Source organism: Pseudomonas viridiflava (assembly GCF_001642795.1).
GTDB classification, from domain to species: domain Bacteria; phylum Pseudomonadota; class Gammaproteobacteria; order Pseudomonadales; family Pseudomonadaceae; genus Aquipseudomonas; species Aquipseudomonas viridiflava.
Genome location: NZ_LKEH01000024.1, coordinates 91,624 through 116,826, shown reverse-complemented (window position 1 = coordinate 116,826; position 25,203 = coordinate 91,624). Strand labels below are relative to the sequence as shown.

19 protein-coding genes and 1 pseudogene are annotated in these 25,203 nt (G+C 60.1%); 14 read left to right on the top strand and 6 right to left on the bottom strand.

Annotation, left to right across the window (positions count from 1 at the left end; translation table 11 throughout):
- Positions 1-22 precede the first annotated feature (22 nt).
- The 7 genes and pseudogenes from AO065_RS10650 to AO065_RS10625 all read left to right on the top strand — a co-directional run bounded on the left by AO065_RS10650 (position 23) and on the right by AO065_RS10625 (position 6,439).
- Positions 23-316: a twin-arginine translocase TatA/TatE family subunit gene (locus tag AO065_RS10650; RefSeq protein ID WP_004882691.1), complete on the top strand. Its 294-nt coding sequence runs from the start codon at positions 23-25 to the stop codon at positions 314-316.
- Between the two features lie 4 nt (positions 317-320).
- A complete protein-coding gene (tatB, locus tag AO065_RS10645) occupies positions 321-776 on the top strand; it encodes a Sec-independent protein translocase protein TatB (RefSeq protein ID WP_004882692.1) in 456 nt (151 codons plus the stop codon).
- On the top strand, positions 773-1,573 hold the full coding sequence (tatC, locus tag AO065_RS10640) for a twin-arginine translocase subunit TatC (protein WP_004882693.1): 801 nt from the start codon (positions 773-775) through the stop codon (positions 1,571-1,573). Before tatB ends, tatC begins: the two co-directional genes overlap by 4 nt.
- Positions 1,570-2,277, top strand: a complete 708-nt coding sequence (locus AO065_RS10635) for a 16S rRNA (uracil(1498)-N(3))-methyltransferase (RefSeq protein ID WP_004882694.1) — start codon at positions 1,570-1,572, stop codon at positions 2,275-2,277. The genes tatC and AO065_RS10635 overlap by 4 nt, the downstream gene beginning before the upstream one ends.
- Before the next feature lie 73 nt (positions 2,278-2,350).
- Positions 2,351-3,433 (top strand): annotated as a pseudogene (locus AO065_RS27995) (methyl-accepting chemotaxis protein); the annotation flags it as partial.
- Positions 3,425-4,288, top strand: coding sequence for a methyl-accepting chemotaxis protein (locus tag AO065_RS27990; RefSeq protein ID WP_449121666.1), 864 nt, complete (start codon positions 3,425-3,427; stop codon positions 4,286-4,288). The pseudogene AO065_RS27995 and the gene AO065_RS27990, both read left to right, overlap by 9 nt.
- A 207-nt stretch (positions 4,289-4,495) precedes the next feature.
- A complete protein-coding gene (locus tag AO065_RS10625) occupies positions 4,496-6,439 on the top strand; it encodes a methyl-accepting chemotaxis protein (RefSeq protein ID WP_004882696.1) in 1,944 nt (647 codons plus the stop codon).
- A 313-nt stretch (positions 6,440-6,752) separates the two neighbouring features.
- On the opposite strand, the gene mdoH is transcribed toward AO065_RS10625, so the two are convergent.
- From mdoH to pip, 4 genes are all read right to left on the bottom strand, one after another.
- A complete protein-coding gene (gene mdoH / locus AO065_RS10620) occupies positions 6,753-9,335 on the bottom strand; it encodes a glucans biosynthesis glucosyltransferase MdoH (RefSeq protein ID WP_004882697.1) in 2,583 nt (860 codons plus the stop codon).
- Entirely contained in the window at positions 9,328-11,250 is a 1,923-nt protein-coding gene (locus tag AO065_RS10615; RefSeq protein ID WP_269815885.1) for a glucan biosynthesis protein G, read from the bottom strand. Before AO065_RS10615 ends, mdoH begins: the two co-directional genes overlap by 8 nt.
- Before the next feature lie 257 nt (positions 11,251-11,507).
- Complete coding sequence (gene dtd / locus AO065_RS10610) at positions 11,508-11,945, bottom strand: D-aminoacyl-tRNA deacylase (RefSeq protein ID WP_004882699.1); 438 nt, start codon at positions 11,943-11,945, stop codon at positions 11,508-11,510.
- A gap of 39 nt (positions 11,946-11,984) precedes the next feature.
- Positions 11,985-12,956: a prolyl aminopeptidase gene (gene pip, locus AO065_RS10605; protein ID WP_004882700.1), complete on the bottom strand. Its 972-nt coding sequence runs from the start codon at positions 12,954-12,956 to the stop codon at positions 11,985-11,987.
- Between the two features lie 281 nt (positions 12,957-13,237).
- On the opposite strand from pip, the gene AO065_RS10600 reads away from it, so the two are divergent.
- From AO065_RS10600 to AO065_RS10570, 7 genes are all read left to right on the top strand, one after another.
- Positions 13,238-15,688: a glycogen/starch/alpha-glucan phosphorylase gene (locus AO065_RS10600; protein ID WP_004882701.1), complete on the top strand. Its 2,451-nt coding sequence runs from the start codon at positions 13,238-13,240 to the stop codon at positions 15,686-15,688.
- Positions 15,689-15,919: 231 nt separating this feature from the next.
- Complete coding sequence (locus AO065_RS10595; RefSeq protein ID WP_004882702.1) at positions 15,920-18,775, top strand: DUF2339 domain-containing protein; 2,856 nt, start codon at positions 15,920-15,922, stop codon at positions 18,773-18,775.
- 25 nt (positions 18,776-18,800) lie between these two features.
- Positions 18,801-20,150 (top strand): DUF3999 domain-containing protein, encoded by a 1,350-nt coding sequence (locus tag AO065_RS10590; protein WP_032651146.1) that lies wholly within the window; start codon positions 18,801-18,803, stop codon positions 20,148-20,150.
- 145 nt (positions 20,151-20,295) lie between these two features.
- Positions 20,296-21,306 (top strand): class 1 fructose-bisphosphatase, encoded by a 1,011-nt coding sequence (locus AO065_RS10585; protein ID WP_004882704.1) that lies wholly within the window; start codon positions 20,296-20,298, stop codon positions 21,304-21,306.
- 14 nt (positions 21,307-21,320) lie between these two features.
- Positions 21,321-21,923 carry a DUF924 family protein gene (locus AO065_RS10580; RefSeq protein ID WP_004882705.1) on the top strand — a complete coding sequence of 201 codons (603 nt, stop codon included), beginning with the start codon at positions 21,321-21,323 and terminating at the stop codon, positions 21,921-21,923.
- A gap of 134 nt (positions 21,924-22,057) precedes the next feature.
- Positions 22,058-22,312: an outer membrane protein assembly factor BamE domain-containing protein gene (bamE, locus tag AO065_RS10575; RefSeq protein ID WP_004882706.1), complete on the top strand. Its 255-nt coding sequence runs from the start codon at positions 22,058-22,060 to the stop codon at positions 22,310-22,312.
- A 2-nt stretch (positions 22,313-22,314) separates the two neighbouring features.
- Positions 22,315-22,893, top strand: coding sequence for a lipocalin family protein (locus tag AO065_RS10570; protein WP_004882707.1), 579 nt, complete (start codon positions 22,315-22,317; stop codon positions 22,891-22,893).
- Positions 22,894-22,952: 59 nt separating this feature from the next.
- On the opposite strand, the gene hemE is transcribed toward AO065_RS10570, so the two are convergent.
- Positions 22,953-24,020, bottom strand: coding sequence for a uroporphyrinogen decarboxylase (hemE, locus tag AO065_RS10565; RefSeq protein WP_004882708.1), 1,068 nt, complete (start codon positions 24,018-24,020; stop codon positions 22,953-22,955).
- A gap of 137 nt (positions 24,021-24,157) precedes the next feature.
- Positions 24,158-24,925: a S1 family peptidase gene (locus AO065_RS10560; protein ID WP_004882709.1), complete on the bottom strand. Its 768-nt coding sequence runs from the start codon at positions 24,923-24,925 to the stop codon at positions 24,158-24,160.
- Positions 24,926-25,203 lie beyond the last annotated feature (278 nt).

The window sequence follows — 25,203 nt, the reverse complement described above, 5'->3', positions numbered from 1 at the left end:
AATCTTCTACGAGGACTGTTTCATGGGTATTTTTGACTGGAAACACTGGATCGTCATCCTGATCGTCGTGGTACTGGTTTTCGGTACCAAGAAACTCAAGGGTCTGGGCACTGATGTCGGCGAATCGATCAAGGGCTTTCGCAAGGCCATGAACGACGACGAAAAAAACGCTGATCAAGCTTCTGCGCAACCACAGCCTCAACCTCAGACTCAACAACCGTATACCGCGCCTCAGGGCTCGCCTCTGAACCAGCCGCATACCATCGATGCGCAGGCGCACAAAGTCGAAGAGCCGACCCGCAAAGACCAGGTTTAAGACCATGTTCGGTATCAGCTTCTCTGAATTGCTGTTGATCGGCCTCGTGGCCCTGCTGGTGCTCGGCCCCGAGCGACTGCCCGGCGCAGCGCGCACCGCAGGCCTGTGGATAGGCCGACTGAAGCGCAGCTTCAATGCGATCAAACAGGAAGTTGAACGTGAAATCGGTGCCGACGAAATCCGTCGGCAGTTGCACAACGAGCACATTCTTTCGCTGGAAGATGAAGCGCGCAAAATGTTCGCTCAGCAACAGCACCCTGAAGTGGCCTACGAGCCGATCGTTCCGCCGACCGCGCCGCAGGCTGCCCAGCCAGCATCGCATCACGAGATCGGCCCGGCAGAGCCTGCCCACAAGGCACCGCTGACGCTCGAGAAAACCGCGAAACCTGCCGCCGACACGACACCGGACGTCACGCCCTCTCCCGCCCACGATTCGTCATTGCCACCGCGAGCCCCATGAGCGCAGATACCCCGGAAAACGATCAGCAAATGCCGCTGATCTCGCACCTCACCGAGCTGCGTACACGCCTACTGCGCTGCGTTGCCGCAGTGTTTCTGATCTTTGCCGGTCTGTTTTACTTCACGCAGAAGATCTACACGCTCGTGTCCGCGCCGCTGCGGGTCTATCTGCCGGAAGGCGCGACGATGATCGCCACCGACGTGGCCTCGCCGTTCATCACGCCGTTCAAGCTGACCATGATGGTGGCGCTGTTCCTGTCCATGCCGGTCATCCTGCATCAGATCTGGGGCTTCATCGCGCCTGGCCTGTACAAGCATGAGAAGCGCGTGGCGATTCCGTTGCTGGTGTCGAGCATCATCCTGTTCTACGCAGGCATGGCATTCGCCTACTTCCTGGTTTTCCCGCTGATCTTCCACTTCTTCGCCAGCGTGACGCCGGAAGGCGTGTCGATGATGACCGACATCGCCAGTTACCTCGACTTCGTGATGACGCTGTTCTTCGCCTTCGGCGTGGCGTTCGAGATTCCCGTGGCCGTGGTGCTGCTGGTCTGGATCGGCATTGTCGATGTGAAGTACCTGAAGAAGATCCGCCCGTACGTGGTCATCGGCTGTTTCGTGGTCGGCATGATCCTCACCCCGCCTGACATCTTCTCGCAGACCCTGCTGGCCGTGCCGATGTGGCTGCTGTTCGAACTGGGCGTGCTGTGCAGCGGACTCATCAAGAAACGCGGTGAGCACCCGGACGATGAAGAACAGGAAGCCGACAAGCAAGACCAGCCGCCCGCGACTCAGCCGTGAACCTGCTGCTTCTCGAAGAGGCCGACTTTATTGCGGCCGACCGGGTGGTGCTGCGTGACCGTCGCCTGACGCACATGCAGGAAGTGCATCGGGCCGAGGTCGGCGACAGTATGCGGGTCGGTCGCGTCAATGGCCTGCTGGGCACCGCCGAAGTGCTTCGCCTTGAACCGCGTGAAGCCGAGCTGCGCGTATCGCTGACCAGCGAGCCGCCTGCCAAGCTGCCTCTTACCCTGCTGCTAGCCCTTCCCCGCCCCAAGATGCTGCGCAGAGTCTTTCAGACTGTAGCGACCATGGGCGTGCCGAAAGTCATCCTGCTCAACAGCTACCGAGTGGAAAAAAGCTTCTGGCAAACGCCGTTTCTCGAGCCTCACGCGATTCGTGAGCAGCTGATTCTGGGGCTGGAGCAGGCCCGCGACAGCGTGCTGCCGGAAATCGTAATTGAAAAGCGCTTCAAGCCCTTTGTCGAAGACCGTCTGCCGCAACTGGCGCTGAATACTCTGGGGCTGGTCGGCCATCCCGGTGACTACCCGGACTGCCCGCGCGCTGTCACCGAACCGGTCACCCTCGCCATCGGCCCCGAAGGCGGCTGGATTCCCTACGAAGTCGACCTGCTGGGCAAATCCGGCCTGCAGCCGGTGCAACTGGGCGACCGAATTCTGCGGGTTGAAACCGCTGTCACTGCACTCCTCGCACGACTGTTCTGATTCGACAGGCGGCATCCAACTCAATCGCTTCAGTTACGTCATGGCTGGCCGATAGGGATGGATACGCACAAGAATGAGTCATCGAGGAGTGGTCATGTATCGCGGGTTAACTCAAAGTCTCGCCAACGCGAGTGTCAGCTTGAAATTGGCCATCGGCTTCGGTCTGGTGCTGATCATGACCCTGATGATCTCCACGACCGCCTGGTTCAGCACCGACGCCCTGATCGATCGTGGGGATCGCGTAACGGCGATTGCCGAAATCAATGAGCTGACCCTGCAGCTGCGCATCAGCCGCATGCGCTACGAGGCGCTGTACAACGCAGAGACAGCCACCGACGTCAGAGCCACGCTCGACCAGCTCGACGCCGCCCTCCAGAGCGCCAGAAACCTGCTGCGCTCCCCGGAAAACATTCAGTTGCTCGATGGACAGATCCAGGCGGCGCGCGAATACCGTCAGTCGTTCGGCGACATGACCAAGGCCATCGAAGTCCGTGAAGGCAGTCGCAGCCAGATGGGCGACAACGCCGACAAGGCTGTGGAGCAGGCGAACAAGATCGAAGCGGCGCTGCTCAAGGAAGACAACATACTGGCCTTCAACGGCATCGTGGGTGTCAGCAAGCTGATCCAGCAGGCACGCTTTCAGGTTCGCGGCTACACCTACAGCGGCAAGCCGGAATTCGAGAAGAACGCCAACCAGGCCATTGATGACGCAGTCACCGGTATCAACACCCTGGCAGGCGATGTGTCCTCAGAGTTCACGCCAGCCCTGCAACAAGCCATCGCGGGCCTGAAAGGCTACCGCGCAGCGGTGGGCGTATACCGGGACTCGCAGGCTGCCAGCAAGGCGGCGCTGGAAAAAATGACAGCTCTGGGCGTGAAAATGCTGGCCACCAGCAGTGACATGATCGATCGCCAGAACAAGAGCCGCGACGCAGAAAGCGACCATGCCGTCATGATGATCGTTGCGGCAACCGTTATGGCGCTGCTGCTCAGCGTGCTGGCCGCGTTGATCATTACCCGTCAGATCACGACGCCACTGCAGGAAACCCTGGAAGTGGTGGAGCGTGTCGCCGCTGGTGACCTGAGCCGCAACCTTAACGTGAATCGTAAGGACGAACTGGGCAGGCTGCAAAGCACCATCCAGCGCATGACCGTCAGCCTGCGCGAGCTGGTCGGCGGTATCCGCGATGGGGTCACCCAGATTGCCAGCGCGGCTGAAGAGTTGTCAGCGGTTACTGAACAGACCAGCGCTGGCGTCAACAACCAGAAGGTCGAGACCGATCAGGTTGCGACCGCCATGCACGAGATGACGGCCACGGTGCAGGAAGTCGCTCGCAACGCCGAAGAAGCGTCCGAAGCGGCTGTCGCGGCCGATCAGCAGGCACGCGAAGGTGAGCGCGTGGTCAACGAAGCCATCGCCCAGATCGAACGTCTGGCGTCGGCGGTCGGTAACTCAAGCGAGGCCATGGGCGCGCTGAAGCAGGAAAGCGAGAAGATCGGCAGCGTGCTGGACGTGATTAAATCCGTCGCCCAGCAGACCAACCTGCTGGCCTTGAACGCCGCCATCGAGGCCGCTCGAGCCGGTGAAGCCGGTCGCGGCTTTGCCGTGGTTGCCGATGAGGTGCGCAGCCTGGCGCAACGCACCCAGAAGTCCACCGAAGAGATCGAAGCCCTGATTGTCAGCCTGCAGAGCGGGACGCAACAGGCGGCCAGCGTAATGGACAGCAGCCGCGAACTGAGTGCCAGCAGTGTCGATCTGACGCGCCGCGCCGGTGGCTCGCTGGAAAATATCACCAAGACCGTCTCCGCCATCCAGTCGATGAACCAACAGATCGCCGCTGCCGCCGAGCAACAGAGCGCCACGGCCGAAGAAATCAACCGCAGCATCATCAACGTGCGCGACGTGTCGGAACAAACGTCCGCTGCCAGCGAAGAAACCGCCGCATCCAGCATCGAGCTGGCGCGCCTGGGTACTCATCTGCAAACGCTGGTGAGCCGCTTTACTGTCTGATTGCACCGAGGCCATTTCCGCGCCCGTTGAACGGTGCGGAGATGCCCTGCCTTGTCATTGCGTGACGCCCGTCACTGTCCCGATCCACTCGGAAATCTCCTACGACCTGTTCAGGTCACGCGATTCAACTCTTCGCCGATGCGTTCATAACGCAGGTTCTGTGCTGTTCAGAATCTGGTTTCGTTCGCATACCGCAGGAGCATTTCAATGCCTGGAAGGATCACTCACACGCTCGGAAACCTGAGCGTCAAACTCAAACTGGCACTCGGTTTCGGTCTGGTACTGCTGTTGACGCTGGCGATCACGCTGACCGGCTGGCATGGCCTGGACAAGATGATCGATCGTTCAGAATCGCTCTCCGCTATTGATCGGCTCAATAGCCTGACCAAGGACTTGCGCACCGAGCGGATCGTCGCCCGAACGGAAAACACCCCCGAGAACGTATCCAGAGTCGTCGACCGACTCAATGAGATCGAAGCCCTCCTGGCTTCGCTGCGCAAACAGAGCGATGAAGCTGACGCTCTTGCCAGCCTCGAGTCCCAGAGCCAACTGATCAGCCTTATGGAAAAGACCTTTACCGACCTGGGGGTCGACCGTGACGCACGCGATCAGATGCGCGCCCGGCTTGATCAGAAATCCGAGCAAGCCGTAAAAGCCGTAGCGCAGGTGGAAGCGGAAGTGTTGAAGGCGGTCAGTCAGGAGCAGGACAATGGTGAGCGGATGGACGAGTTCACCAACCTCTCGCAACTCAAGCATCAGATTCAGATTGCCCGTTATCAGGTGCAGGCCTACACCTTCACCGGCAAGGAGGCTGATGAGAGCGCAGCTGTGACCGCAATTGATGAAGCGCTCAAGGAAATGCAGCAAATCTCTCAGGACCAGGCAGATGAAAATATTCAGGCGTTGGTGCCTGCCAACGAGGCCTTGCAGCAGTATCGGGAGCAGCTGACCCGGTTCAAGGCCATACAGATCAAGACCGAGGCAGGTCAGGAAACACTGGAGGATCTGGGTGACAAGATGCTTACCGCCGTCGCAGAGCTAAGCACCCTGCAAGGCACACGGCGCGACAGCGAGGCGGACAGCTCAAGAAAAACCCTGTCCGGCGTTGCTGCACTGGCCTTGCTGGTCGGCCTGCTGGCCGCCTGGATCATGACTCGGCAGATTACCGAGCCTTTGCGTCAGACGCTGATCGCTGCCGCCCGGATCGCCCAGGGTGATTTGAGCAAGGACCTTGAAACCGGACGCCGCGACGAGTTGGGGCAACTGCAGAACAGCATGCAGGCCATGACCCTGAGCCTGCGAGAGCTGATTGGCGGCATCGGCGACGGCGTCTCGCAGATTGCCAGCGCAGCCGAGCAACTGTCGGCCGTGACCGAACAGACCTGCCGGGGGGTCAACACACAGAAGGAGGAAACCGATCAAGTCGCCACCGCCATGAACGAGATGACCGCAACGGTGCAGGAGGTCGCTCGCAATGCACAAGAAGCCTCGCAATCGGCTGCCCAGGCTGACCAACAAGCGCGGGATGGAGATCAGGTGGTCGGCCAGGCCGTCATTCAGATCGAGCAATTGGCCCGCGAAGTCGTCAATTCGACCCAGGCGATGAATCAGCTCAAGCAGGAAAGCAGCAAGATCGTGGGGGTTCTTGACGTGATCAAGTCGGTTTCACAGCAGACTAACCTGCTGGCGCTTAACGCTGCCATCGAGGCCGCACGTGCCGGCGAGGCTGGCCGTGGCTTCGCGGTTGTGGCCGATGAGGTTCGCAGTCTGGCGCAACGGACGCAGAAGTCCACAGAGGAAATCGAAGAGCTGATCGAGGCCCTGCAGACCGGAACCCAGCAGGTTGCAACCACGCTGGACAACAGCCGCAGCCTGACTGACAGCAGCGTCGAACTCAGCCGTCGGGCTGGCGGAGCGCTGGAGCAGATCACCCGCACCGTGGCCACCATTCAGCAGATGAACGAACAGATCGCCGCCGCCAGCGAAGAACAGAGCACCGTGGCCGAGCAGATCAATGCCAGTGTCATCAACGTGCGCGACATCTCCGAACAGACCGCCTCCTCCAGCAACGAAACCGCCGCTTCCAGCGTAGAACTCGCCCGCCTGGGGTCGCACCTGAAAGCGCTGGTGGGGAAATTCCGAGTGGGGTGATCGCTTGCCAGACCGGACGCGGAGCGTCCTGAGAGGCGTTACCACGCGGAGCGTGGGAGCGATCACGGCCTTGAGCACACTGATCGTGCCCATGCTCCGCGTGCGCATGCAGCCGTGACGCACCGCGTCACTCCACGGCCGGACGCGGAGCGTCGTAGGAACGATCACAGGCCTTGAGCACACTGATCGTGCCCATGCTCCGCGTGGGTATGCAGCCTGTGACGCTCCGCGTCACTTGCGCGGTCGTGAGTCGGGCGAGCATAAAAAAGCCCCTGAAGCAGCACTTCAGGGGCTTTTTCAAACCGGGTGGCGATCAGGCTAGAACCGGTTGTACCTCAGGTTTCAGCGGCTGCAATGGCAGCAACGGCGCATGAGGGTCAGCTGCAATGGAAGCTCTCCACGCTGCCAGCCATTCTTCATGGCCACCGCTCCACACCAGCTCGTGCAGACGCCCCAGGGCAACCGGATCACTCAGCAACATCAGACGCTCATGATTGCCAAGTTTGTCCGGACCGACCTTCAATGCATGCTCGACGCGCTCCATACGGACCACTTCGATCGGCCTGGCCTGCTTGTGACGCGACGTTGCCAGTGCACAGGCCAAGGCATTCTGCTGTGGATCAACCACGGCGCGAATAAAGCCTTCCTTCAGCGCATGCCAGCGGTTCTCGTGGGTGTACTGATCGGTAGAGATCAGTTCCTGCGGCGGCTCGAACTCTTCCGGAATCAGGAAGAACTTCTCGTCGCGCGCCTTGAGACCCAGACCGGTACGGCTGGAAATCACCGACACCGGAATCGACAGCATCAGCGAGACCACGATCGGCGCCAGCCACCAGAGAAAGCTCGGGTTCAGCGAGAACACCAGAGCGGCCCAGCAAGCGCCCAGCAGCGTCTGAGGACCGTGACGTTTGACCGCTTCGATCCATGGCGTGGAGTCATCGTCGCGCTGTGGGGAGTTCCAGGTCGCTGCCCAGCCCAGGAAAGCGGCCAGTACGAAGCGGGTGTGGAACAGCATGCGAACCGGCGCCAGCAGCACCGAGAACAACATTTCCAACAGCATCGAGATGGTGACCTTGAACTTGCCGCCATAGCCCTTCGCGCCCTTGGCCCAGATCAGAATGACGCTGAGCAGTTTGGGCAGGAACAACAGGACGATGGTGGTCGAGAACAGCGCAACGGCTTTTTCCGGGTGCCATTGTGGCCACAGCGGATACAGCTGACGCGGTTCAAGGAAGTAGGTCGGCTCCATCAGCGTGTTCACGGCCAGCAAGGCAGTGGACAGCACCAGGAAGAAGAACCACAACGGCGCCGACAGGTAAGACATCACGCCTGTCAGGAACACCGCACGGTGAACGGGGTGCATGCCCTTGACCAGGAACAGCCTGAAGTTCATCAGGTTGCCGTGGCACCAGCGGCGGTCACGCTTGAGTTCGTCGAGCAGGTTGGGTGGCAACTCTTCGTAGCTGCCCGGCAGATCGTAGGCAATCCAGACGCCCCAGCCGGCACGGCGCATAAGCGCAGCTTCGACGAAGTCGTGAGACAGGATCGCACCGGCGAAGGCCCCCTTACCCGGCAACGGCGCCAGTGCGCAGTGCTCGATAAAAGGCTTCATGCGGATGATCGCGTTGTGACCCCAGTAGTGGGATTCACCCAGCTGCCAGAAGTGCAGACCGGCAGTGAACAGCGGACCATAGACACGTGTGGCGAACTGCTGCATGCGCGCATACAGCGTGTCCATGCCAGAGGCACGTGGCGCGGTCTGGATGATACCGGCGTCCGGCGTGGCTTCCATCAGGCGAACCAGACTGGTCAGACACTCGCCGCTCATGACGCTGTCGGCGTCGAGCACGACCATGTAGCGGTATTCACCACCCCAGCGACGGCAGAAGTCATCGAGGTTGCCGCTCTTGCGTTTGACGCGACGGCGACGACGACGATAGAAAATCTTGCCGAAACCACCGGCTTCACGGCACACGTCGAGCCAGGCTTGCTGCTCGGCAACGGCGATGTCGGTGTCATTGGTATCGCTGAGGACGAAGAAGTCGAAGCGATCCAGGTCACCCGTGGCCGCGACCGACTCGAAGGTCGCACGCAGACCGGCGAACACACGAGGCACGTCTTCGTTGCAGATCGGCATGACCAGTGCGGTACGCGCGCCGACTTCAATCGGCTCGTTACCTGCGCTGGCACCGGAGATGCGGTACTTGTCGCGACCGGTCAGCAATTCCAGGAAACCCATCAGCGCGGTCCAGAAACCGGCCGATACCCAGCAGAACAGAATCCCGAACAGCAACAGGATGCTGGTCTGCAAGGCGTAAGGCATGACCTGCAAAGCAGTCTGCACGAACGTCTGGCGCGTGATTTCGTCCAGCGAAACCAGCGACCAGCCCTGATACGGCAGAATGCCTTTCATGTACCAGCCAGCCACGATCGTCTGACCCAGCATAAGAACCAGCAGGATATAACGACGGATCGAGCCGACCGTGCGCCAGCGCGACTTGGGCAGGTCGCGTGGCAGATCGTCGTGCTCAGGCTTCGGCGGATTGGTCTTGCCGGTCAGCCGACGCCAGCCGCGCACCAGAATGTTGGTGCGCCACGGCTCGGGAACGACCTTGGTGCGACGGATTGGTGGAGTGGCCTTCAGGCACAGGCGACCGCTTGCATCGACACCGAGCATCTCGGCGTCCTGCAATTCGTCGGCTGTGGACAGCGTCAGGCGACGGCCTACCGAAGCCTGTGCGGCCTCGGCAGTGTCGGTGAATGGCTGCGCCGAAAGGCGTTCGTGCAACTCGGCGAAGGATTTGCAGCCGGCCAGTTCGGCCCGCTGCTCGTCGCTCATCGGTAAATGCGCCAGGTACTCGTTCAGAGACACTGGCACCGGTAGAGAATTACTCATCGCTCGGCAACTGATAGCTCCAGGTCTCGGTCATGACTTGCAACGTCTTGGCCGGTTCCGGATGGGTGGGCGCGGCCTCGGTTTCAGGCTGCTGGATTTCTTTACCGTCCTTGTCCTTGGCTACGTCAGCCTTGGCGGCGTCGGTTTTGGCAGCTTCACCTTTGGCAGCGTCAGGCTTGGATGCATCACCTTTCGCAGCTTCAGGCTTGGCGGCTTCGACCTTCGGCGCATCGGCCTTGGCAATTTCTACCTGGTCCGTGTCCTTGGTTGCCGCAGGTTTGGCGGCTTCCTTGGCAGCCGCTTCCTTGGCAGCGACTTTCTTGTCTTCTGCCTTGTCGGCAACCAGCAGTGCAGGTTCCTTGCCCGGTTCGGCCGGAATCTCGCGCAGCAGGTAAGCGCGCATTTCAGTCGGCTTGCCGGAGTCCTTGACCTTCACCCGCAGGGTCAGGCGATAGCCTTTGGTGACCGGGTTGTAGCGCAGGTTGTTTTCGACCAGCTCGACGTTGTCGTCGGTGGTCACCTGGCTGCGAATGGTCTTGTCTTCAGGCAGTGCAGCCAGCACCGGACCGACAAAATCGACCAGGAATGCGAGGCTGCCATCCGGCTGACGAATCAGGTTGGACTGACGCACGTCACCGATGGAGCGCTGAGTCTGCTTGACCCAACCCAGATCCGGGGAGTGAATCGAGTTTTCCTGCATGGTCCAGTGGATGCGGTAGTTGAAGTCCATCGGCTCGCCCGGCTTGGCCAGGGTCTCAGGCTTCCAGTAGGCAACGATGTTGTCGTTGGTTTCGTCGGCAGTCGGGATTTCGACCAGCTCGACGGTACCTTTGCCCCAGTCACCTTTCGGCTCGATCCAGGCGCTTGGGCGCTTGTCGTAGCGGTCGTCGAGGTCTTCGTACTGGCTGAAGTCACGGCCACGCTGCAACAGACCGAAACCACGCGGGTTCTCGACCGAGAAGCTGCTGATGGACAGGTGTTTAGGGTTGTTCAGCGGACGCCACAGCCACTCACCGTTGGCTGCCTGAATCGACAGACCGCTCGAATCGTGAAGCTCGCGACGGTAGTTAGGCACACGCGAAGGCTGGTTGGCACCGAACAGGAACATGCTGGTCAATGGCGCAACGCCCAGCTTGTTGACGTTGTCACGCAGGAACATGCGCGACTTCACGTCGACCAGCGTGTTGGTACCAGGACGCAGGGTCAACTGATAGGCACCGGTGGCACGCGGCGAATCGAGCAGTGCGAAGATCACCAGATGGTTGTCATCCGGGCCTGGCTTCTCGATCCAGAATTCCTTGAAGCGCGGAAACTCTTCGCCCGACGGCGATGCAGTGTCGATGGCCATGCCACGAGCGGACAGGCCGTAGACCTGGCCCTTGCCGATCACGCGAAAGTAGCTCGCGCCCAGCATGGTCATGATCTCGTCCTGTTTGTCATCCTTGTTGATCGGGTACAGCACACGGAAACCGGCATAACCCAGTTTTTCGGTGGATTTCGGATCGATCTTCAGGTCGCCGAAGTCGAAACGACTGGGGTCGTACTTGATTTCGTCAACGGACGTGGCGGTGACTTCGTTGATCTTGACCGGCGTGTCGAAATGCATGCCCTGATGATAGAAGGACACTTTGAACGGCGTCTTGTCGCCCGCCCACTCGGCCTTGTCATCACGGAACCGGATTTTCTGGTAGTCCGCGAACTTCATGTCGCGCAACTCGTTGGGCAGATTGCTTCTCGGCGCTTCGAATTTCTGCCCGGCCATTTCTTTGGCTCTGGCCGCTACATCATCCAGGCTGAAAGCCCACAACTGACCCGCACTGAACAGGCAGACCAGCGCCGAACTTGCCAGGAGCGCACTGCGCAGGCGCTTGACAGATTTCTTTGGAGCATTACAGGGACTAACAATCACGAGCAACCCTCGCCGAAAACAGATGAAGAAACCAACGGCCAGCTATCGATGCCGGGTTGGCGAGCATTGTTCCGACTCCAATTGGGCCTAATGATTCCCCAACCTGGTGTCAGAACCGCTTTTGTCATGCCAGATGGACCAACCACCGCTGATCTCCGTTGCGCGCGATTATCCAGTAGCACGCGTCACAACGCATCAGGTATGACAAAGAATTTTATTCCCCCCGGACTTATGAATCCGGGAGAAGACAACGGAATATTAGCTCAGGTTTCAAGCAGGAAAGTCACAGGGCCATCATTGACCAGATGCACTTGCATGTCCGCACCAAACTGGCCCGCCGCAACCGCTGAATGCGCGATCCTGGCCTGACTCAACAGATAGTCGTACAACTCGGCACCCAGCGCAGGCGGCGCCGCTTTCGAGAAGCTTGGACGCATGCCGCTTTTGGTATCGGCCGCCAGCGTGAATTGCGAAACCAGCAGCAATCCGCCGCCCACTTCACGCAGGGAAAGGTTCATCTTGCCCTCGGCATCACTGAACACTCGATAGTTGAGCAGCTTGTGCAGCAACTTATCGGCACTGGCCCGAGTGTCTTGAGGCTCCACACCGACCAGCACCAGAATGCCCTGATCGATTGCGCCAATCACCTCACCACCCACTTCCACGCGTGCACCCTGCACGCGCTGCAATAAAGCTTTCATAGAGACTCTTTTCAGGCCTGCGACAAGGACGCGACGGTATCAGGCTTCTTCAGGCGGCAGGTCAAGCAGACGACGCGCGACCTGTGCGGCAGCCCGTACCAGCGCATCGGTAATGCCCGGCTCCGACGCCGCGTGGCCTGCATCACGAATCACCTGCAGCTCGCTGTTGGGCCATGCCTGATGCAGCTCCCAGGCATTGTCCAGTGCGCAGATGACATCGTAACGACCATGAACAATGATGCCCGGCAGGTGGGCGATCTTCGGCATGTCGCGAATCAACTGGTTGGCTTCCAGAAAGGCATTGTTCATGAAGTAGTGACATTCGATCCGCGCAATCGACAGGGCGCGTTGCGGCTCGGAGAAGCGGTCGACTACCTGTGGATTGGGACGCAGGGTGGCCACACGACCTTCCCAGGTGGACCAGGCCTTGGCCGCGTGCATCTGCGCAATCTGGTCCGGACCGGTGAGGCGCTTGTGGAAAGCCGCCAGCAGGTTGTCCCGCTCATCCAGCGGAATCGGTGCGACGTAGTCCTGCCAGTAATCGGGGAACAGGCGGCTGGCGCCTGCCTGATAAAACCAGTCGATATCCTGCTGGCGCGCCAGGAAGATTCCGCGCAGGATCAGCGCATGAACGCGGTCCGGGTGAGTCTGGGCGTAAGCGAGCGACAACGTCGAACCCCACGAGCCGCCGAACAGCACCCATTTTTCGATGCCCAGGTGTTCACGGATTCGTTCGAGGTCTTCAACCAAATGCCAGGTGGTATTGTTTTCGATGCTGGCGTGAGGCGTGGAGCGACCGCAGCCGCGCTGATCGAAGGTGATGATGCGGTACAGGTTCGGATCGAAGTAACGACGGCTCTGTGCATCGCAACCCGAACCCGGCCCGCCATGGATAAAGACGACGGGAAGGCCTTCGGGCGACCCGCTTTCATCGACGTAAAGCACATGCGGCTGTTCCACGGCCAGATCGTGCCGGGCGTAAGGTTTGATCTGCGGGTACAAAGTCTGCATATGTGCTCCATGAGTCCGATTCAGAGGCTTCTATTATTCTGCCGTTGGGCATCATAAACCCGAAACGAGGAATGAGCATGCTGCACATCATCGTTGCGAGTGGAACGATCAATGCAAGCGTTTTGCCAATTTGCAAAGTTCGCGAACCTGCGCAGGCGCGCTGGGTCGAAGCGAGAGCTCTGTCTTCAATTATTTCTTTCATTTTCAGGAAATAACTGACGACACGCCTACAGTCTAATAACCCCATCTTTCAATCCGTCAGACTACTTGAGGTCGTACCGATGTCTCAGGAACCACTCGTTCGTGACGCTGATGTGGCTGCTTTCCGCGCCGCAGTGCTCGCCAAACTCACTTACTCAGTGGGCAAGGACCCCGACCATGCGTTTGAGCATGACTGGTTCGAAGCTGTTGCCCTGGCTGCTCGTGACCACATGGTCGAGCACTGGATGGACCACACGCGACAGATTTATCGCAAGGTTCAGAAACGGGTCTATTACCTGTCGCTGGAATTTCTCATCGGCAGATTGCTGTACGACAGCCTGAGCAACCTGGGCCTGCTGGAAATCGCTCGCGAAGCCATGACCGAACTGGGCGTGGACATCGAGCGGATTCGTCTGCTGGAACCTGATGCCGCGCTGGGTAACGGCGGCCTGGGTCGTCTGGCGGCCTGCTTCATGGAAAGTATGTCGACACTGGGCATTGCGGGTCATGGCTACGGCATTCGCTACGAACACGGCCTGTTCCGTCAGGCAGTTGTCGATGGCTGGCAGCAGGAGCAGACCGAGAACTGGCTGGACTTCGGCAACCCGTGGGAATTCGAACGTCCCGAAGTGGTGTACTCGATCGGCTTCGGCGGCAGCGTCGAAACCTTCACCAACGAAGCGGGCGAAACGCGTCAGGTCTGGCGCCCGGGCGAAACCGTCCGCGCTATTGCCTACGACACCCCGGTAGTCGGCTGGCGTGGTGCGAGCGTGAACACCCTGCGCCTGTGGCGCGCCCGTGCGGTGGAAGATCTGCACCTGGAACGCTTCAACGCCGGTGACCACTTTGGTGCCGTGGCGGAAGTCGTGCGCGCTGAAAGTATTTCCCGTGTGCTGTACCCGAACGACGCGACTGAAGCCGGTCAGGAACTGCGCCTGCGTCAGGAATACTTCTTCGTTTCGGCTTCCCTGCAGGACTTGCTGCGTCGTCACCTGAACATGCACGCCACGCTGACCGATCTGCCGGAGCATGCGGCGATCCAGATGAACGACACACACCCGTCCATCGCCGTGGCCGAACTGATGCGTCAGTTGATCGACAACCACAACATTCCGTGGGACACCGCCTGGAAAATCACCGTCGGCACCCTGGGCTACACCAACCACACCCTACTGCCTGAAGCGCTGGAAACCTGGTCGGTCGGCCTGATGGAGCGGATGCTGCCGCGCCACATGCAGATCATCTACCTGATCAACGCGCAGCACATCGACACGCTGCGCGCCAAGGGCATCCACGATTTCGAAGTGCTGCGCGCGGTGTCGCTGATCGAAGAAGACAACGGCCGTCGCGTGCGCATGGGCAACCTGGCGTTCCTCGGTTCCCACAGCGTCAACGGCGTTTCGGCATTGCACACTCAGTTGATGCGCAAAACCGTATTTGCCGAACTGCACAAGCTGTATCCGGAACGGATCAATAACAAGACCAACGGCATCACCTTCCGCCGCTGGCTGTTCCAGGCCAACCCGAAGCTGACCGAAATGCTGGTCGAAGCGCTCGGTCCGGACGTGCTGGACAACGCAGAAACCCGCTTGAAGGAGCTGGAGCCGTTCGCCGAGAAGTCATCCTTCCGCAAGCAGATGGCCGATCAACGCCTGCACAGCAAACGTGCGCTGGCGGCGATCATTCATGAGCGCCTCGGCATCGCGGTCAACCCGGCAGCGATGTTCGACGTGCAGGTCAAGCGGATCCACGAATACAAGCGTCAGCTGCTGAACCTGTTCCACACCGTCGCCCTGTATCAGGCGATTCGTGCAGAGCCGGGCACGGACTGGGTACCTCGGGTCAAGATCTTCGCGGGCAAGGCGGCAGCCAGCTATCACTCGGCCAAGCTGATCATCAAGCTCACCAACGACATCGCCCGCACCGTCAACAACGACCCGACCGTACGCGGCCTGCTCAAAGTGGTGTTCATGCCTAACTACAACGTCAGCCTGGCCGAGAGCATCATTCCGGCAGCCGACCTGTCGGAGCAGATCTCCACTGCAGGCCTTGAAGCCTCGGGCACCAGCAACATGAAGTTCGGCCTCAACGGCGCACTGACCATCGGCACGCTGGACGGTGCCAACGTGGAAATGAGCGAGCAGATCGGTCTGGAAAACATGTTCATCTTCGGCATGACCTCGCAGGAAGTCGAAGCCCGCAAGCAGGCAGGCGACTTCAGCGCACATGGCGATGTTGCCGCGTCCGGTCGTTTGAACGATGTGTTGCAGGCGATTCGTGGCGGGGTGTTCTCGCCGGATGATCCGAACCGCTATGCAGGTCTGGTCGATCAACTGCTGGCCTATGACCGTTTCCTGGTCTGCGCCGACTTCGACTCGTACTGGGCCGCTCAGGCCAAGGTCGAAGAGCGCTGGCACGACTCCAAGGAATGGTGGCGCTCTGCAGTGCTCAACACGGCACGCATGGGCTGGTTCTCCTCGGACCGGACCATTCGCGAGTACGCGGGCGAAATCTGGAAGGCACTGGACTGAAAACAGGGGGGCACATCCGTAACCTGATGCACCGCCCCCTTCGCGGACAAGTCCGCTCCTACTGGCAGAAACCGGCTTTCGACCTGTAGGAGTGGACTTGTCCACGAAGACTGGCTTTCAGACGCTCCATTTCGACTGAATGTACCGCTCCACGTCAGGAGCGCGCTGAGTCCCTCTCTCCCCTATACTGCGCACCGATAAACCTTCACACATCGAAAAGGATGTCGTCGCGTGCTTTGGATTTGTCTGGTAGTAGGCGGTGCAGTGCTCGGGTACTCGGTCAGTTACGACGAGTGGGAAGGCATGCTCATCGGTGCAGTCATGGGCTGGGGGCTATGGGCGGGCGTTCGCCTGTATCTGCTGGACAAACGCTCGGCCGAGCAGTCTGTGGAACTGCTGACAACGCGCAAGACCGTCGAATCCCTCCAACAGCGTCTGACGCTTCTCGAATACCCGCCCGTTCCAAGCCCGCAACCCGTCGCCGAAGCGCAGCAGACCGCTCCGCTGCCCGCCGACTCGGTCATCATCGCAGCGCAGACCACCGGACCCGAGCTGATCTGGGACCTGCCGGCCGAAGAAGCGCCTGCAGCGCCGACCGTGGCCCCAGTTGCGACGGCCACGACCAGGCAAGCATCGACCACACCGTCTTCACCCAACTTCATCGAAAAGACTCTATCCAGCGCCATGGGCTGGTTGATGGGTGGCAATACGGTTTTACGGGTCGGCATCGTGGTGCTGTTTCTGGGGCTGGCCTTTCTGTTGCGCTACGCCACTGAAGGCATGGTCGTACCCATCGAAGCGCGCTATGCAGGTGTGGCCGCCAGTGCGCTGGCATTGTTGGGGCTCGGCTGGTGGCTGCGCCTGCGCAACGCACCTTACGCCCTGATGCTTCAGGGCGCTGGCATCGGTGTGCTGTACCTGACGGTATTCGCCGCGATGAAACTGCACACGCTGCTCGACCCGACTCTGGGCTTCGGGCTATTGGTGGCGATCACGGCGTTCTCGGCCGTGCTGGCCCTGACCCAGAATTCGCTGGCGCTGGCCTGCGCAGGCGCACTGGGCGGGTTTGCCGCGCCGCTGCTGGCCTCGACCGGGCAAGGCAGTCATGTGTCGTTGTTCAGCTATTTTGCTCTACTCAACGCCGGTATCTTCGCCATCGCCTGGTTCCGGGCCTGGCGCGTGCTGAACCTGATCGGTTTTTTCGGCACGTTCGGCATTGGCTTTGCGTGGGGTATCAAAGCCTACACACCGGAGCTGTTCTGGAGCACCGAACCATTCCTGATCCTGTTTTTCCTGATGTACCTGGCCATCGGCCTGCTGTTTGCGCGGCGCAAACTTCAGGAGCAGGCAGGCGGGCCACAGAATGACAGCCGCAACGCCTTGCTGCGCTGGTCGGCGCGTCAGGGTGATTATGTCGACGGCACGTTGCTGTTCGGGACCCCCATCGTCGGGTTCGGTCTGCAATATGCGCTGGTCGAACACTTCGAACTTGGCGCTGCATTCAGTGCGCTGGCGCTGGGCCTGATCTACATGGGACTGGCGCGGGTGCTGGCAGCGCGCGGCTCGGAAAGAACCACGTTGCTGATGGAAACCTGCCTGGCGCTGGGCGTGGTGTTCACGACACTGGCGATCCCGCTGGGGCTGGGTTCGCAATGGACGACCTGCGCCTGGGCCGTGGAAGGCGCAGCCATCTTCTGGCTGGGCATGCGCCAACATCGGGTATTGGCGCGTGCGTTTGGTCTGTTCCTGCAATTGGCTGCCGGCATCACCCTGCTGAGCAACCTGGATCCGTCGGACACATCGCTGTCGCTCCACGGTGATTACTGGACCGCGATGATTCTGGCGATTGCCGCCTTTGTCAGCGCCTGGTGCATCCATCGCTACCAGACGTTGACGCTGATGGATCAGGAATTGGCCAGAGCGCTGTTGATGGTCTGGGCTGCCGCATGGTGGATGTTTTCAGTCATCAACGTCGTCCAGTTGTTCGTGCCTGTCTTGCTGCTGACCTCTGCGCTGCTGATGGCGGCCGCGGCCAGTGCCGCGCTCTGGACCGTGCTGGCGTTGCGGCTACGCTGGTCCGATCTGGCGACGTTGTGCGCCACACTGACTCCGCTTTGCACCCTTGTGCTGCTGACCTCGCTGGGCAGTCAGTATCACCCGGCGCAGGATGGCGGCTGGATCGCCTGGCTGGCGGTATTCGCGGTGCATCTGCTCTCGCTTCGTCGCCTCGCCGAACTGGCCCCGAGCCTTGCGATTCGCCTTGCACATGTCGTCGGCTGCTGGCTGATCATCGCCGTACTGGCTTTGGAGCTGCGCTTCGGGCTGATGCAATTGTCCGAGCAGTACAACGCATGGCGCTGGCTGGGTTGGGCCGTTGTGCCGAGTCTGTACCTGTGGGCAATGACGTCGCAGCGCCAATGGCCGTGGCCTGTGTTCGCCTACCCTCAGGCCTACCGGGTCAGCGCCGCCGCTCCCCTCGCTGTACTGATGCTCGCCTGGTTCTGGCTGGCCAATATGTTCAGCGACGGCGCAGCAGATCCTCTGCCGTACATCCCACTGCTCAACCCGCTGGAAATCGGTCTGCTGTTCTCGCTGACCGGCGTCTTCCTGTGGACGCGCAATTACCTGCCGAAGATGGGTATGGATGGCACGCGCTCGCGCAATATTCCCCTGCTGATAGCAGGCGCTTCACTCTTTGCGCTGGTCACGGCAATGGTCATGCGCACCGCGCATCACTGGGCTGATGTGGCCTGGAACACCGAAGACCTGCTCGAATCGATGCGCGTTCAGGCCGGGCTGTCGATCGTCTGGACGTTAATGGCACTGGCGCTGATGATCGGCGGGCACATGCGCGCCCATCGACAGATCTGGCTGGGCGGCGCAGCGTTGATCGGCGTGGTGGTGATCAAACTGTTCTTCATCGAACTGGGCAATCGCGGGGGCATGGAACGTATTGTCTCGTTCATAGGAGTTGGCATTCTGCTACTGGTGGTGGGATATTTCGCACCATTACCGCCGAAACCTCCCGTTACCCAGACTGACGGGGAGCCCGGCACGGCTCCAACCGCTGAGCCGAACAGCCCATGAGGAAACCGTTCTGAGTCGTTCACCCCTGAAAATCGCCGTGCTCGGCCTGACCCTGTGCACGACGATGGCCGCCCATGCTCAAGACAAACCGGCCGATTTCGCCAGCCAGACGCCGCTGACCCTCAGCGGTGATGGCCCGTGGTATCGCATCGAACTGCCGCTTTCGGTGCAACTGAATGCGCGGCAGGCCGATCTGAGCGATCTGCGCGTGTTCAATAACGAAGGCCAACCGCAGGCGTATGCCCTGAATCAGAAGCAGGCTTCGCAGGAACAGGAGCCCACGCCGATCCCGGTCAAGTGGTTCGCGCTCTACAGCACCCAGGAAGCGGGCGATGCCACGCCGGTCATCCGCATCGAGCGCGCCAGCAATGGCACGGTGATCGAAGTCCAGCCGCAAAGTGACATCGAGGCCGGCGAAGAAGTGCTGCGCGGCTGGCTGCTGGACACCAGTGCGATCAAGGCCCCGCTTGAACAGTTGATCATCGACTGGAGCGCCGAGCGCGAGGGTTTCCAGAGCTTCAGCATCGAGGCCAGCGATGACCTTCAGCACTGGCGCGACTGGGGTGAAGGACAGGTTGCACGCCTTTCGTTCGCCGACGAAGTGGTCGATCAGCGTGAAGTGGGTCTGCCTGGCCAGAGCGCCCGCTATCTGCGCCTGCTGTGGCGCTCGCCGCACAGCGCACCCACGTTGATCTCGGCTCATCTGTTCGCAGCCGACAGCGAAACGCCCACCCCGCCGTTGACCTGGTCACCACCGGTCACCGGCAAGGTCGAAAAGGCCAACGAATATGTCTGGGAGCTGCCTGCGGGCCTGCCGGTCGAACGTGTGAAAGTCGACATCGCCCAGCCCAACAGCCTTGCGCCGGGCACACTCTACGCACGCAGCGACGCCAGACAGCCCTGGCAACCGATCAGCAGCGGACTGCTGTATCGCCTGACGCAGAATGGCAGCGATGTGGTTCAGGACCAGTTGCAGTTGTCCGGGCGCATCGTCCAGCAACTCAAACTGGTGGTCGATGACCGCGGCGGCGGACTGGGTGCCGAAGCGCCTGCATTGAGCGTCGCCGTGCGGGCCAGCGAAGTGGTGTTTCTGGCGCGGGGCAACGGGCCGTTCACCCTCGCCGTGGGCAACACGTCCGTGAAGGCCGCCAACCTTTCGCTGGCGACTCTCATTCCCGATTTCACCCCGCAGAAACTGGCCACGCTCGGCACGGCGAAACCGACATCCGCCACGGTCGCCAACATGGCCGCGCCGTTGCCGGTCGTGCAGGAAAGCGTCGATTTCAAGCGCATCGGACTCTGGGCAGTCCTGTTGCTGGGCGTGCTGTTTCTAGGCTGGATGGCGATGAGCACCCTGCGTGCCTCGAAACGTTGAACAGGCCATCCGAGAGCGCCGGATTCCAGCTACGCTGATCCGGCGTATGAACTGAAACAGTCATAAGCCAGTCTGATAGCAGTATTACGTCGCCACTCGCGTTAAACTGCGCGGGTTTTCATACCCCCCTATTTCGGAGCTATCCATGTCCCGCGTTACACTAAGTCGCTACTTGATTGAGCAGACCCGCAGCAACAACACTCCTGCCGATCTGCGCTTCCTGATCGAAGTAGTGGCGCGAGCATGCAAGGAAATCAGCCACGCCGTCTCCAAGGGCGCACTGGGCGGTGTACTCGGCAGCATGGGCACCGAGAACGTGCAGGGCGAAGTACAGAAAAAGCTCGACGTGATCTCCAACGAAATCCTGCTGGAAGCCAACGAATGGGGCGGTCACCTGGCCGGCATGGCGTCCGAAGAAATGGACAACGCCTACCAGATTCCCGGCAAATACCCCAAAGGCGCCTACCTGCTGGTATTCGACCCACTGGACGGCTCGTCCAACATCGACATCAACGCACCGGTCGGCACCATCTTCTCGGTATTGCGCTGCCCTAACCAGTACCTGAGCCAGAACGAAGCCCTGAACGAAAAGGCTTTCCTGCAGCCAGGCACCGAGCAGGTCGCTGCCGGTTACGCGATCTACGGTCCACAGACCATGCTGATCCTGACGCTGGGCGACGGCGTGAAAGGCTTCACGCTGGACCGTGAAATGGGCAGCTTCGTACTGACCCATGAAGACATCACCATCCCTGAAACCACTCAGGAATTCGCCATCAACATGTCCAACCAGCGCCACTGGGAAGCCCCGGTACAGCGTTACGTGGACGAGTTGCTGCAGGGTGAAGAAGGTCCGCTGAAGAAGAACTACAACATGCGCTGGGTTGCGGCCATGGTCGCCGACGTACACCGCATCCTGACCCGTGGCGGTCTGTTCATGTATCCGCGTGACAGCCGTGAGCCTTCCAAGCCGGGCAAACTGCGTCTGATGTACGAAGCCAACCCGATGTCGTTCCTGGTTGAGCAGGCCGGCGGCGCGTCCACCGACGGCCACCAGCGCATTCTCGACATTCAGCCTGAAGGCCTGCACCAGCGTGTTGCGGTGTTCCTGGGTTCGAAGCAGGAAGTCGAGCGCGCCACCGCTTACCACAAAGAGTAAGAGGGACAAGACCGATGCGTGCGCCCTGGCTGCCGCTGCTCGACTGGTGGTTCGGTTCTGCCGAATCGCCCAGTGAAGTGGTGAAAGCCAGGAACACGCTCTGGTTCGGCAAGAAAAAAACCAACGACACTGAAGCGCGAGAGCGCTTTGGTGATCAGGTCGAAAAGGCCTTGGCGGGCGAACTGGCCGAATGGGCGGAAAACCCCAAGGGCTGGCTGGCGCTGATCCTGTTGCTCGACCAATTGCCCCGCATGATTCACCGCGATACACCCAAAGCCTTTGCCGGCGACCTGCGCGCGCAGTCACTGGTCAAGCACGGCTTGAAACTGGAGCGCGATCAGCACCTTGATCCGTTGCAGCGCACCTTCATCTATCTGGTGCTGGAGCACAGCGAGGACCTCGCTGACCAGAACCATGCCATCACCTGCTTTACCCGTCTGCTTCCCCTGCTGCCCGCCACTGATCGCGACTACTTCAAAAGCAGTCTGGATTACGCAGAACGCCATCAAAAGATCATTGCCCGCTTCGGGCGCTTTCCGCACCGCAATGCTGTTCTGGGCAGGTCGTCGACCGACGAAGAGATAGAATTTCTCAAGAAACCCGGCTCAAGCTTCTGATCAGCCAGATAAATCCTTGTCCCTGCCGGGAACCAGATCGGCTTTTTCTCTTCTAACCTTTCGGTATTGCGCCAGCGTCAGGCTGCATCAGCCCTCGTTGCGACGCGACCCCCTTCCGTTCAGGAGCTACATCCATGTCCTTGCGCTATGTCGCGTTACTGTCGTTTTGCGTGTTTCTGGCTGCGTGCAGCAAAATCACCCAAGAGAACTACGCCAAGCTCTCCGCTGGCATGCCCAAGGCTCAGGTCGAGTCGCTGCTGGGCAGCCCGACCGAGTGCTCCGGTGCGCTGGGCATGTCGAGTTGCACATGGGGTGATCAGAACACTTTCATCAGCGTCCAGTACGCAGCCGACAAGGTCGTGCTGTTCTCGGGCCAGGGCCTCAAATAAACATGATCAAGGTACTCGTCCGGTTTGGTATCTTCGTGATGGCCAGTTTTCTGGCCATCGGCTTTGCACACTCGGCTGACAACCTTGAGCCGAGGACAGTCGACAGCGTCGATCTCAAGCAGTATCAGGGCACGTGGTATGAGCTGGCGCGTCTGCCGATGTTCTTCCAGCGCAAGTGCGCCCAGTCCGAAGCCCATTACGCACTCAAGGATGACGGCAACATTGCGGTGACCAACCGCTGCCGCACGATTGAAGGCGAGTGGCAGGAAGCGACCGGCACAGCGACACCGCAGGTGCCGGGCAAGACCGACAAGCTGTGGGTCGTGTTTGATAACTGGTTCTCGCGCCTGCTGCCGGGCGTCGCCAAGGGCGATTACTGGGTGCTGGATATCGGCGACGGCTACAAGACCGCCGTGGTCGGCAATCCGGACCGCAAATACCTGTGGCTGCTGTCGCGCACGCCAACCGTCTCCGAGTCGGTCAAACAGGACATGCTGAGCAAGGCCCGCCAACAGGGTTACGACACCTCACGCCTGATCTGGCGCGAGGATGATTCGAAGATTGGCAAAGAAGCGAAGTAACGATTCAAGCGAGGAAATCTGATCGTGCCCACCGACTGGCACGATCAGACAAGGCCGACTCAGTTCTGGTGATACTGCGCCGACAACTCGTGCACGGCCTCAATGAAAGCGCCCGCATTCGCCGGGTCGACTTCCGGCGTAATGCCATGACCCAGATTGAACACATGCCCGGTGCCGCTGCCGTAGCTGGCAAGGATGCGTGCGACTTCCTGGCGGATAGCTTCAGGACGCGCATAAAGTACGGTCGGGTCCATGTTGCCCTGCAATGAAACCTTGCTGCCGACACGCCGACGCGCTTCACCAATGTCGCAGGTCCAGTCCAGCCCCAGTGCATCGGCACCGGCATCGGCAATGCTTTCCAGCCACAAGCCGCCACCCTTGGTGAACAGAATCACCGGCACCTTGCGCCCGTCGTGCTCGCGGATCAGGCCGTTGACGATCTTGCGCATGTACGCCAGAGAAAACTCCTGATACGCCGCCGAAGACAGGCTGCCGCCCCAACTGTCGAAAATCTGCACTGCCTGCGCGCCCGCCAGAATCTGGCCGTTGAGGTAGGTGGTGACCGACTGCGCCAGCTTGTCCAGCAACAGGTGCATGGCTTGCGGGTTGTCGTAGAGCATGGCCTTGGACTTGCGGAAGTCCTTCGAGGAGCCGCCTTCGACCATGTACGTCGCCAGGGTCCACGGGCTGCCGGCAAAGCCAATCAGCGGAACGCGACCATTGAGTTCGCGGCGGATGGTGCTGACCGCGTCCATCACGTAACCCAGATCCTTCTGTGCATCAGGGATCGGCAGGGCTTCGATATCGGCCAGTGTGCTGACGGTCTTCTTGAAGCGCGGGCCTTCACCGGTTTCGAAATACAGGCCAAGCCCCATCGCATCGGGAATGGTCAGGATGTCGGAGAACAGGATCGCCGCATCGAGCGGGTAGCGGTCAAGCGGCTGCAGCGTGACTTCGCAGGCGAACTGCGGGTTCTTGCACAGGCTCATGAAGTCGCCGGCGCTGGCGCGGCTGGCACGGTACTCGGGCAGATAGCGGCCCGCCTGACGCATCATCCAGACAGGGGTTACGTCCACGGGTTGCTTGAGCAGGGCGCGCAGGAAACGGTCGTTCTTCAGGGCAGTCATGTCGGCATCCGCTATAAAAGTGCGGGCATTTTCTCAGAGCGCGACGCAAAAGGCACGGCAAGAGCCGTGCCTTTTATCTATCGGGTCGATTTGCCGCAGGTGCCAGCGACGTCATGACTGCAGGTAACCCGGCAGTTCTACGGGTTGGTTTGCATGATTTGTCTTATCCAACCGTCGAAGAATGACACCCGTGTGTACTGTCCGGCACCGTACATCAAGGTACGGCTGACCAGTCCCACTTCGACATACCCGCTTGCTGTCTTGTACAGGAGAGGCCCACCAGAATCGCCTCCCGCCTGGTTGTAGCCTGCACAGATGTTGTTATCGGGGTTGAAGTTGGTGTCGGGATAGCCCTCTGGAATGTAGATGCACCTTGCGTCATTCAATATGCGCCCCTGGCCCTGATACAGGACATCGGCCAGCACCCCCTCATCGGTCCGACCGAACCCGATCAGTGTCACTGGCGTGTTCTTGTAAAGAGGAAGAGGAGATTGGCCGCTGTCCAGCTTGAGAAACTCCGTGCTCTGGGCAGGACGGCTCAGCTTGACCAGGGCGATGTCGTACTGACCCCGATTAAGACCCGCATGAAGAAAAACATCACCAACGGTAATACGCTCTTTCTCGATAACCTCAGGGCGGTATTGTTCCAGCCCGATACTGACTGTGTGTGCCTTTATTTCAGGATTGGTCAGGCAATGCGCGGCCGTCAGGACCCACTGCGGCGCAATCAATGCACCACCACAGATGTGCTCGCCATCCTCATCGACCAACGCCGCAAAAAACGGGTATTGGCCTCTGGGAGCGGGCTCACCGCCGACAATCTTTCCGACATCTTCGATGCCACGGTCTGCGCCACAACCAGCCAGTATGGCGACCAGACTAATTAACGCGAGTAGCTTGTTCATGATCAACTCCCTGATCGTGACTGAATCCCTGTTACAACGCACCTGCGATTGTGCAGCGCACGTCGAAATATCGGCGTCTCGAACGAGCCAGCCGATTTTCAGTAAAGCGAAATGCGTCAGGAACGGGAACTGTCAGAACTGACAGCAGAGGCGGGGAAACAGCCTGAAGAAGACTGTTCAGACCTGAAAGGCGGAAAAACGCCCCTCAGGCAATGCGTGATTTACTGAAGAAACGCGATTTTGTGGGAGGCCCCTACACGTCTTCGACGTAGCGCTGC

What these genes read in the sequence shown, in the direction of transcription:
- bamE (WP_004882706.1), top strand. Translation starts at nt 22,058, where the DNA reads ATGTCCTTGCGCTATGTCGCGTTACTGTCGTTTTGCGTGTTTCTGGCT.
- AO065_RS10650 (WP_004882691.1), top strand. Translation starts at nt 23, where the DNA reads ATGGGTATTTTTGACTGGAAACACTGGATCGTCATCCTGATCGTCGTG.
- tatC (WP_004882693.1), top strand. Translation starts at nt 773, where the DNA reads ATGAGCGCAGATACCCCGGAAAACGATCAGCAAATGCCGCTGATCTCG.
- AO065_RS10625 (WP_004882696.1), top strand. Translation starts at nt 4,496, where the DNA reads ATGCCTGGAAGGATCACTCACACGCTCGGAAACCTGAGCGTCAAACTC.
- dtd (WP_004882699.1), bottom strand. Translation starts at nt 11,945, where the DNA reads ATGAAAGCTTTATTGCAGCGCGTGCAGGGTGCACGCGTGGAAGTGGGT.
- tatB (WP_004882692.1), top strand. Translation starts at nt 321, where the DNA reads ATGTTCGGTATCAGCTTCTCTGAATTGCTGTTGATCGGCCTCGTGGCC.
- pip (WP_004882700.1), bottom strand. Translation starts at nt 12,956, where the DNA reads ATGCAGACTTTGTACCCGCAGATCAAACCTTACGCCCGGCACGATCTG.
- AO065_RS10600 (WP_004882701.1), top strand. Translation starts at nt 13,238, where the DNA reads ATGTCTCAGGAACCACTCGTTCGTGACGCTGATGTGGCTGCTTTCCGC.
- AO065_RS10580 (WP_004882705.1), top strand. Translation starts at nt 21,321, where the DNA reads ATGCGTGCGCCCTGGCTGCCGCTGCTCGACTGGTGGTTCGGTTCTGCC.
- hemE (WP_004882708.1), bottom strand. Translation starts at nt 24,020, where the DNA reads ATGACTGCCCTGAAGAACGACCGTTTCCTGCGCGCCCTGCTCAAGCAA.
- AO065_RS10585 (WP_004882704.1), top strand. Translation starts at nt 20,296, where the DNA reads ATGTCCCGCGTTACACTAAGTCGCTACTTGATTGAGCAGACCCGCAGC.
- AO065_RS27990 (WP_449121666.1), top strand. Translation starts at nt 3,425, where the DNA reads ATGACCGTCAGCCTGCGCGAGCTGGTCGGCGGTATCCGCGATGGGGTC.
- AO065_RS10570 (WP_004882707.1), top strand. Translation starts at nt 22,315, where the DNA reads ATGATCAAGGTACTCGTCCGGTTTGGTATCTTCGTGATGGCCAGTTTT.
- mdoH (WP_004882697.1), bottom strand. Translation starts at nt 9,335, where the DNA reads ATGAGTAATTCTCTACCGGTGCCAGTGTCTCTGAACGAGTACCTGGCG.
- AO065_RS10560 (WP_004882709.1), bottom strand. Translation starts at nt 24,925, where the DNA reads ATGAACAAGCTACTCGCGTTAATTAGTCTGGTCGCCATACTGGCTGGT.